The 8,972-nt window shown below is 37.3% G+C and carries 10 protein-coding genes; all 10 read right to left on the bottom strand.

Going from position 1 to position 8,972, the window contains the following annotated elements; translation table 11 throughout:
• Positions 1-357: 357 nt before the first annotated feature.
• Positions 358-1,026 (bottom strand): response regulator, encoded by a 669-nt coding sequence (locus BUB85_RS19940; protein ID WP_073113247.1) that lies wholly within the window; start codon positions 1,024-1,026, stop codon positions 358-360.
• Positions 1,027-1,341: 315 nt separating this feature from the next.
• Positions 1,342-1,635: a hypothetical protein gene (locus BUB85_RS19935; protein WP_073113246.1), complete on the bottom strand. Its 294-nt coding sequence runs from the start codon at positions 1,633-1,635 to the stop codon at positions 1,342-1,344.
• A 249-nt stretch (positions 1,636-1,884) separates the two neighbouring features.
• Positions 1,885-2,115, bottom strand: a complete 231-nt coding sequence (locus BUB85_RS19930) for a purine biosynthesis protein PurH (protein ID WP_073113245.1) — start codon at positions 2,113-2,115, stop codon at positions 1,885-1,887.
• Between the two features lie 70 nt (positions 2,116-2,185).
• Positions 2,186-2,572: an 8-oxo-dGTP diphosphatase MutT gene (gene mutT / locus BUB85_RS19925; protein WP_073113244.1), complete on the bottom strand. Its 387-nt coding sequence runs from the start codon at positions 2,570-2,572 to the stop codon at positions 2,186-2,188.
• A 70-nt stretch (positions 2,573-2,642) separates the two neighbouring features.
• Positions 2,643-5,591, bottom strand: a complete 2,949-nt coding sequence (locus tag BUB85_RS19920; protein ID WP_073113243.1) for a DUF3427 domain-containing protein — start codon at positions 5,589-5,591, stop codon at positions 2,643-2,645.
• Between the two features lie 124 nt (positions 5,592-5,715).
• Positions 5,716-6,558: a hypothetical protein gene (locus tag BUB85_RS19915; RefSeq protein ID WP_143160805.1), complete on the bottom strand. Its 843-nt coding sequence runs from the start codon at positions 6,556-6,558 to the stop codon at positions 5,716-5,718.
• A gap of 79 nt (positions 6,559-6,637) precedes the next feature.
• A complete protein-coding gene (locus BUB85_RS19910) occupies positions 6,638-6,910 on the bottom strand; it encodes a hypothetical protein (protein WP_073113241.1) in 273 nt (90 codons plus the stop codon).
• On the bottom strand, positions 6,901-7,149 hold the full coding sequence (locus BUB85_RS19905; RefSeq protein ID WP_143160804.1) for a hypothetical protein: 249 nt from the start codon (positions 7,147-7,149) through the stop codon (positions 6,901-6,903). The genes BUB85_RS19910 and BUB85_RS19905 overlap by 10 nt, the downstream gene beginning before the upstream one ends.
• The gene (locus tag BUB85_RS19900) at positions 7,139-8,647 is read right to left on the bottom strand and encodes a hypothetical protein (protein WP_143160803.1); all 1,509 of its coding nucleotides are present in this window, start codon (positions 8,645-8,647) and stop codon (positions 7,139-7,141) included. The genes BUB85_RS19905 and BUB85_RS19900 overlap by 11 nt, the downstream gene beginning before the upstream one ends.
• A gap of 37 nt (positions 8,648-8,684) precedes the next feature.
• Positions 8,685-8,972, bottom strand: a 288-nt coding sequence (locus tag BUB85_RS19895) for an IS66 family transposase (protein ID WP_143160802.1), incomplete at its 5' end; no start/stop codon positions are given.

Below are 8,972 nucleotides of genomic sequence, written 5' to 3'. Positions count from 1 at the left end.
CCTTCTTCCTTGTGTTTTATGTCTCCATTGTACTAAAAACTCAGGAAAAAAGCGAATTCACATAGATTCACCTATGGTGAAAATGACTGTGGATAAGTAATGTTTTTCAATGTTCAGTTGTTGTTAAATATATTCAAAAGCCATAGAATTTGGCTTTGAATCAGAGTTATTTGAAAGATTGAAAGAGTAATCCACAATGAATTAAATTATTCAATCACAAACAATTGGTTATCCACCAATTACCGAAATAATATCGCAAAACAGGTTTTAAAAATTCTCTGTTTTGTACAAAAATTAATTAGTTCCCCAAGGGGGTTCTGAACAGTTACAATTTATCTTTTAAATATGACCAAAAACTCATATGCGATACCCCATTCCACGTTTTGTCTCGATAAAATCTTCAATTCCAATCAATTTTAATTTTCCTCTGATTCGTGTCACATTTACGCTAAGCGTGTTATCATCAATAAATACCTGATTATCCCAAAGATATTCTACCAGATCCAATCTCGATACAATTTCTCCTGCATGCAAAAACAAGTAGTGTAATATCTTTAATTCATTTTTCGTCAATTCTGCTTTTTTTTCCTTATAACAGATGCATCCCCGGGCTAAGTTCAGCTCAACTTCCTTCACCTTCAATATGGATACTTCATTCGATGCCGACGGATTGGTCCGCTTCAGGACTGCGGCAATGCGTGCCAGTAACAATGGTGCCTGATAGGGCTTTGTTATATAGTCATCCCCACCTTTTAGCATGCCGGTCAGTTCATCCATAGATGAAGTTCTGCTCGTAAGAAATATAATAGGTATTTCTGATTTTTCGCGGATCTGTGTGCAAATATCCAATCCTGATATGCCCGGCAAATTCAGATCCAACAGAATTAAGTCTGCCCGCGTTTGTAATACGCAGTCTGCTGCATGGTCAAATGATTCTATCAGCGTCACTTCATAGAGTGCGTTTTCTAATAAGATTTTTAATTCATTTCGAATAATTGGTTCGTCTTCAATAATTACAATATTCATTTTATATTTGCCTGCCTTCCATACGTTTTTATGTCGTATACCATGATCTCATTATAGCACACTCCTCCGGGGGTGAAGTGGAGCATATATGGAATACCATTCGGCACCTTTTCTGGTTTCTGTTTACGTCTTTTTCGTACGCAAAAATGCTGTAAATTCCAGCTTGAAATTTTACAGCATTTTCTGTGTGTTTATGGTTATTCTATTCTTATTTCAGTTCATTTTTGTTATCTATACTATTATTTGAAGCATGTTAAAATGCCTTGACGATATAATCTGAAGTACCAACATCATACTTTCTATCTGTTACTGTTCTTATATAGTCACCGGAAAAAGAATCAATAACCACTTTACTAAATTACCAATGCTGCTTGCTACCTCCTGTGATGGGTACATGCGATCGTAATAGTGAAATGATTTCATATTAATGGAATTAGAGGCTTTGTCCGGATCATATTCTTCATGATTACTAATGAGCTCTTCAAATGGATTTTCTGTATCAAATGGAATATTGGCTTTATAAAGTTTTTCTTTCAGTTGTCTATTTTTATTTTGAAGTTCGCGTACTATTTTACGCAAAGATTCTGAATCGTAGGCTTCAATATTCATCTGGGTGCACCTCTATTCCACTTTATTTACACTGTTTTTTCCCCAATTATATGTCATATATTTTCCTTACTCTTGCCAACCGGAATTTAAAATTACATTTTAGTATTAACGTTTAAAGCTCACCATAGATATCGTTTCTTTCATTGTACGTAAACACATGTTCGTCGTCAAATTTTTTCATTATTCTTGTCTTCTGTCAAGATTTCTTATAAATAATGGTTAAATTGCAGAAAGATTCGCCCCTTTATATTATAGATAATTGCACCCTACTCGGTCTGGCTGATCCATTCCGCGTTCGTATCTGGCATTGAATCTACGGTTAATCTCTCGAATCTCAACCTTACCATCAATATAATCCTGATACATCTCCGCAAGCCCCGCCATACAGCCATCACATGTAGCGGAAATGTTCCCGATTGAATTCTCAACAATCTGTATGCGTTCTTCTTTTGTAGTTTCTGAAATTAGTATTCCTGACATTTTTCGTAACCTCCTATTTTCACAACTCCTAGAATTAATTTAATTCCTAGAGTGGCTTATTTAAATCTTTCTACAATTCAGCTTCTATCTTTTCCACCAGCCCCAAATCCGCCGGCAGCCACTCCACACTCCCCAGCTCGTCCTTCCCAAGCCACCTCGCAGCCTCATGCTCCTTCAGCACCAGATTTCCTGAAACAACTTCACACCAGAAGCAGTCCATCGACAAATGAAACGCCGGATAATCATATTCCACCGTATCAAGCAACTCTCCAACCGCAATCTCCGCATCCAGCTCTTCACGAATCTCACGCACCAAAGCCTCCTGCGGTGTCTCACCTACTTCAATCTTCCCTCCTGGAAATTCCCATCCATCCTTGAACTCTCCATAGCCACGCTGCGTCGCAAAGATCTTTCCATTGTTCTTAATAATCGCTGCTACCACTCGTACTGTCTTCATCTCTAATCTCCTGTTCTCACATAAACTCAATTCAGGACGTAGTACTTTTGAACTATACTACGTCCCCAACTCACCCCACAATATACTCATACACATCTTCTCGCACTGGCGTCTCAAGCACCCATTCAATTTCCACCGCCGACTTCGCCGTATTCGCCATCGTAAATTCCTTCGCATTCCCCGACGCATACATCCGTCCCAGATAATAGAACTCCTTCGAGATCTTATCATCTTTATTCTTCCGCACAAATAACTGTACATCAATTCCACGTTCCCGCGCTTTCAGGAAATTCTGCACATCCTCCGACTGCAGACTCCGCCCACTTTTGGAAATGGCAATCAACGTCTTTGCACTCGTAAAATGGTCCTCATACTTAGTCGTATCACTGATATCTGCCGTCTTATCGTAATTGATAAACACCGGAAATGTCTTCGTCTTCTTATCGTACTTATACCCACCAATATTCAGCGGCACCTCATTGTTCTGCCAATTCAGCAACCGGCAAGCATCTTCATAGGTATACTTCTGATACAGCACCAGATTCGTATCCTGATAATGCTCACTGTAATTCTGCTTATATCTGGAAATGCCGAACTCCACCAGTTCTTTCACAATCTGATAGAACTCCGGATTCTTAAGCATCGTCTGAAAATTGGTAGACACTCTATAATCCGCACCCTCTTCGCGCAAAAATACACACTGCTCATAAGTCTTTTTCCCTGAACCAGAAGGAAATTCGTTCGTCATGATGTTCACCACATTTTCCGAACAATCCTCATTCATGGAAATGTGATACTTCTCCTGAAGTGATTTCCGCAAAATCCCCATCAAACCATGCTGATATGTCAGCATTCGATTCAGAAGCTCTAACTCATGAATTCGCTTTCCACTCGCAAGTTTTTTGGAAATGAATTCGATTACTTTCTCTTCATCCTCTGACAGTCGAATCGTATATTCCTTCTCGTACTTCACCAAAAACTTATAATACGATCCCAGACTATTATTATCGAAAATGCGAAGCACATCCATCTCTCCGTATTTATCAAAATCTGTTAGCGCCGGAATGTGCCCCAACTTGTTCTTCAGATTTGTATAATTCTCTTTAATCAATTTTATATCACTAAAGTTTGCCTGGTCTATAGACTGGAAAATGCGCTTTCTGGAAATCTCATCAAAATGAACGGTGCTCGCTCCTGGAATCACACGTCCGCCTTCCACGACATATCGACGAATATTATCCTTGTTGTATGTACGGTCCCCCGACAACGCAATCGGAATCATAAAGTTATTATTATAATTCCCAATGAAGTCCAGGACAACCACATATTCCTTGTCCTCCGCTTTACGAAGCCCACGCCCCAACTGTTGAATAAACACAATTGGCGACTGTGTTGGTCTGAGCATAATAACCTGATTAATCTCCGGTACATCCACACCTTCCGAGAAAATGTCAACCGACACGATGTAATCAAGCGCGTCCTCACTATCTTCGCCCGCCAGTCTTTCAATCGCTTCTGCCCTCACATTTTCCGAATCAGCGCCTGTGAGAACCATCGTTCTCCATCCCTTATCGTTAAATTTATTCGACAGCTCACGCGCCTCATCCACACGACTTGCGAAAATCAATCCCTTCACACGCTCGCCACTATGTCCGAAATACTTCGCCTGCTTCATTACATTTGCGACACGCTCATCACTGGTCAAATTGCGAAAATTCTCAATCTGCTCTTCCTTACTTCTTCCCGAATCTTCAATGATACTCAAATCCGTAATTCCAAAATAATGGAACGGACAGAGCAAATCTTCTTCCATAGCATTTTGCAGACGAATCTCATAGGCAATCTGGTAATTGAAAATCTCATACACATTTCTACCTTCCATATTGTCGTCTCGTTTGTCCGGGGTCGCTGTCATACCAAGCGAAAACTGTGATGTGAAATAATCCATTACCTTCTTATAAGAATCCGCCGATGTGTGATGCGCCTCGTCATAAATAATCGCATCAAAATGATTCCTTGCAAAATGTTGTAGGGTTCCCTCTTTGCTAAATGTTTGTACCGTTGCAAATATGTAATCCTTGTCATACTCAGCTCGTCCCAAAGATCCCGAAACCATCCCCATCGATACCGTTCCGCCAAATACCTTTCGGAATGACTTAATCGCCTGCTTCGCAATCTGATTACGATGAACCAAGAACAGCACCTTTTTAAATCCAAGCTCACGCATCGCAAATGCAGATGCATACGTCTTACCAGTTCCAGTTGCGGAAATGAGTAACGCCTTCTCTTCACCATTTTCGCGAATCTTCTTCAAATTCGTAATAAAACCAACCTGCATCGAATTTGGCTGCAACTTATATGCTTCTAAAGACGGTGTCTCCTGCTGCGCTGCAATCTTTCTCTGATGCTTAATAATGTTATAACGCTCGCGATAATTTTCAATAAACGCATCATACTCTAGTGCATACGGGCTTGTCCAAAGCTCTTCGTATTCACCTAATATCTCTTCTACATATTCGCCTTGCTCTGTGGATACAATCTTCGTATTCCACTCACGATTGCGCGTCAACGCACTGAGCGTCATATTCGAACTACCAACAATAATTCGGTAAATCTCTTCCTTCTTGAAAATGTATCCCTTCGTATGGAAGCCTTCCTCAGCCTCCTCGGAAACGAACATCTTAATCGTAATGTTCTTCAGTTCATTCAACTTTTCAAGAGCTTTCGGTTCGCTGAAATTCAGATAGTCCGTTGTTAAAATGCGCCCCGGAATTCCTCGTTGTTCCAATTCCTTTAACGTCTGTAACAAAGGTGTAATTCCACTCATTGTGATAAAAGCTACGCTGATGGAAAATGATTCGCAGCGTAACAGTTCATCCTCGATGGAAGATAGCACCTTCCTACCTTCTTTGTAGTTATTCGAAACAAATTGCGGACGGTATGCTAAGTTTGATGGATTTGTAGAGTCCACAAACGCAGTGGTTGATCCTTGGTTTAGTTCGATAATGTTTTGATTCATAGATGTCATCCTTCACTTGTTTTTTTCACTTGCTTTTTATGGCTTAATGTTTTCTTCTTTGTACCTGACACCACTGTTGTGCAGAGAATCAAGTGCAATTTTTCTGTATGTCAAGAGTTAGACTCTATTGGGGAACATAATACAATAATTGCATAGACATCGATGACATTAATTCGAATACATCTTGCATTGATTTTGTTTCTCTGTTGTATAACACTTCATTTATCGTCATTTTTTCGTTTGGATACCAACGATTGTCTATTGTTTCCGCATCGACATAAACATATTTCCCTACATATACCATATCATTTATCAAATTACCAAATAAATAAACCTCAATACACAATTCATCCATATTTATAAAATCTGATTTCTGATTCCATACATATCTATCAGACTCTTCTTTTTTAACAATATATTCTATTACATCTCCATGTTTTTCATATGTTGTATCTTCACCTTCTGGTTTCATTGAAATTCCGTTTGTAGCTGCATGCAGAGTCATTCCATGCTTAAAGGCATTATATCTCTTATTCTCCGAAAGTTGTCTTGCCGCGTGGATAATCCATTCTTTCCAATTCTCAATCACTTCTGGTTGAACTTTCTCTTTTTCATAGATTCCTGTAAGCGAATATTGGATAATATAGTTTTCTACATATTTATCATTCAGCCATTGAAATTCGCCATTACTAATTTTATCAATTGCTTGATGATACTGTCTTATACTAAGACGATTCAATTCCAGCCATTCGCACCCACTGTCTTTTGCTCTTGCAATAAATAATCGAACAAAGGTTTCCAAACAATGTGTATGCATTTCAACTAATTCTATTTTTGCAGAATGTTCAATGTCGTCCACTTTTTCTAACTGGACTTTCATTTCCATTCGTCCAATTTTGATTTCATTAGCATTTAGTAATTCTGTATATTTCTGAGGATTTGAGAGCTTAAAGGCGATTTCTTGCAATCTGTTAAGAATTCCCATTTGACTTTGGTTTATAAATTTTCTACTTTCTCATTCCAAATAAACATTTATTCCTACTAATTCACCTGATATCTTTTGTTACCAATCCCTTTCCACATAGAGTTGTTAAAACAATTTTACCAAGTATTTCTATGTCTCGAAGATCTATTTCATCCGGCTTTATTCCGGTCTCTTCACAAAAGATTTCAACATAATCTTCATCACAATCATTTCTTGGAATCAAATCAGCTACATGAAGCCTTTTAAGCATGCTATTCATCTGTTTTCCATCTAACTGATATAATTCCATAAATTTGTTAATTATTTCATCTTGTTTCCATAAATTCAAAAGCATAACAGATACAATTCACCTTTGCTTTCTGTATTTTTAATTAACTCAAACAAATCTTCATTTCCTATTTTGGATGTATATATGTAAGAAGTCATTTCACTTATAAATTTACCCTCCACTTGAATATCCGCTTCAGCATCATATGCTCTCTGGTATTCATCATTATCTTTTTGAAAACAGAGCCTTTCGCTCTTGGGGTATCCTGCACGGTTCCCCCTACTGTAAACATATTTAATTCTCATATTTTTCCAATGCATCTTCTATTGAACTTCTATAATTTGACGAAAAAATTCTCCCATCAATAACATATTTCATATATGTTTTGTAATCTACGGGACTAAGGAAGTCAAAATAATACCTTTGTTTTATTCCTTTGTTTTGTAACTCTAAGTTTAACAATTCGAAATGGCGTTTTGCAGCTTTATATTTTGCCTTGTTTTCTTCGCTTATATCTCCATCCGCCTTTATTTCAATTACTAAAACCGCGTCTCCTACCTTTACAAAAAAGTCCGGATTAAATCCTTTAAATTTACTTCCTTTATTTTTCTGATAATCTATTGTGTAGAATCCCGTATCCCTGGCTTTTACCCAAGCATCTATATGCGGAGACAACTCATCACTTGTTAACATCGAAATGAATTTTCTTTCTGGTTCCAATGTTGCAAACACCATATTAACAGGAGTTTTGTAGCAGTACCTATTAATTTCTTGAACTTGACGTCCTTTTACTTCATCTTTTATTTTTTCAAAGACAATTTGTTCATCTTCATCCATTTCCTTTTTATATGCACTTGACATGAATAAAGTAAGATACTGTTTAATAACGCTATATCTCTCTGTTTGGCTTCGCATTGCGCTTGTTTCAATTTCAATCAGATCATTCACCTTTTTATTAAACACAGGTGTTGATGGTTTTCTTCTTAATAAACCTGTAAATTTTCCATATATCTTGTTTGCGTTTTCTTGCGTTAATAAATCACCATTTATGCCACATTCATCCATTGATGATCTAATAAAGGACTTAATTTCTGAAATGGGAGGTAATTTTTCATTTTCATACTCTCCATTGGTAAAAACAAGTTTTGCTTCTAATGCCCTTCCTTTAAAACTCTCTGATATTTTTCTAACTACTTCATCTATTGATACTGTTTCCTTTTTTACAATTGTTTTCTTTAAACTAATATTCCCTTTTATATCTTCATATTCCGTTTCTTGTTCTTCTTCTTCCAATTGCGAAACCAGTTTCATACCCTTTGTTAAATCAAATACCTCTTGCTGGGCTCCTTCTTTTTTATCTGAGACCCTTTCTTCCCTTGTGTAATCAATTGAGTATAAACTAAAATTATATTTTTCTCGTTCTGGAATATCGACATTTTTACTTGTTAAAGTTAATTCCATTTCTAATATTTCATCCACAAGTGATTGTATTTTTTTACTCCAACTAGCATGGTTATATACCCTTACTTTTGGTTGCACTCTAAGTTCTTCTGGAATTCGCAATCCTCGACCGAGAACCTGTGCAATTAATAATTTTGAATTAAATGCTCTATCTTCCCATGGAACTATTTGAAATACGTTTTTCACATCCCACCCTTCAGTTAACATTGATACAGAAAATATCCATTCTGCACTATTTTCTTTTGAATCCACTGTCCCTAACTTTGGAAGATTTATTTTATGTTTTGCTGCAGATGTTACTACAAGAACTTTTTCAGCTGCATCATTTTCATCTAGTCCCACATGATTGATCAAAAAATCGTAACTGTTCAGAACTCCATTAGTTAAAGATGATATCGGAATTCCCTAAAAGGGCTTCTCTGATTGCTGTAAAAGCATTTATTCCATGCTTATGAGCAGTCCCAATATAGCTCATGATTGTAAGATATTCCTGTGCGCCTTCCTCACTGCGAAAACATCCTGAGACCTTGGTTTTAACCTTAATCATGCGCAAATCACGTTCCGCAAGGTTATTATCAAACGGAACACAGAGATTCTTTATAAATAAGCAGACTGATGCCTTGTAATTCACAAGTCTGTCAATTAGATTTAGTACCTTGGTCTTTTT

Source organism: Hespellia stercorisuis DSM 15480 (genome assembly GCF_900142165.1).
Classification (GTDB): Bacteria; Bacillota; Clostridia; order Lachnospirales; family Lachnospiraceae; genus Hespellia; species Hespellia stercorisuis.
The sequence above is the reverse complement of the archived record's forward strand: the minus strand, read 5'-3'. Positions and strand labels throughout refer to the sequence as shown.

Coding starts and splice junctions, on each gene's coding strand:
- BUB85_RS19920 (WP_073113243.1), bottom strand. CDS start 5,591: ATGAATCAAAACATTATCGAACTAAACCAAGGATCAACCACTGCGTTT.
- BUB85_RS19935 (WP_073113246.1), bottom strand. CDS start 1,635: ATGAATATTGAAGCCTACGATTCAGAATCTTTGCGTAAAATAGTACGC.
- BUB85_RS19905 (WP_143160804.1), bottom strand. CDS start 7,149: ATGAGAATTAAATATGTTTACAGTAGGGGGAACCGTGCAGGATACCCC.
- BUB85_RS19930 (WP_073113245.1), bottom strand. CDS start 2,115: ATGTCAGGAATACTAATTTCAGAAACTACAAAAGAAGAACGCATACAG.
- mutT (WP_073113244.1), bottom strand. CDS start 2,572: ATGAAGACAGTACGAGTGGTAGCAGCGATTATTAAGAACAATGGAAAG.
- BUB85_RS19910 (WP_073113241.1), bottom strand. CDS start 6,910: ATGCTTTTGAATTTATGGAAACAAGATGAAATAATTAACAAATTTATG.
- BUB85_RS19940 (WP_073113247.1), bottom strand. CDS start 1,026: ATGAATATTGTAATTATTGAAGACGAACCAATTATTCGAAATGAATTA.